Origin of the sequence: Shewanella electrica, from assembly GCF_022321485.1 — a bacterium.
Lineage (GTDB): Bacteria > Pseudomonadota > Gammaproteobacteria > Enterobacterales > Shewanellaceae > Shewanella > Shewanella electrica.
Map to the genome: position 1 here is coordinate 1 of NZ_JAKOGG010000236.1, position 276 is coordinate 276.

Consider the following 276-nt stretch of genomic DNA (forward strand, 5'->3'; position numbering starts at 1 on the left):
GATCCTGCAGCCGCTCTACCAGCAGGGTGATGCCATCTAGCGCCTGCCTGCTGTTGTCGGCGGTGTGGCTGGCCAGCTGGTGGATCTGGTGTACCCCTTCATCGAGGGTCGCCGTGACGTCGGCCTGCTGACTCACCGCCTGGGCGATCTCGTCGCTGGTGCGGGTTACCAGCCCCAGCATCCGGTTGATCTGGGTGAGCACGTCGGCGGTGGTGCCCGCGTGCTGCTGGCAGCGTACCGAGGTCTGCGCCCCTTGTGTCATCCCGTCCGACAGCT

The 276-nt window shown here is 66.7% G+C and carries 1 protein-coding gene; it reads right to left on the bottom strand.

Features of this window, described 5'->3' with window-relative positions; all coding sequences use genetic code 11:
* The coding region (locus L9G74_RS20475; RefSeq protein WP_238898604.1) for a hypothetical protein at nucleotides 1-276 on the bottom strand (276 nt) is incomplete at both ends.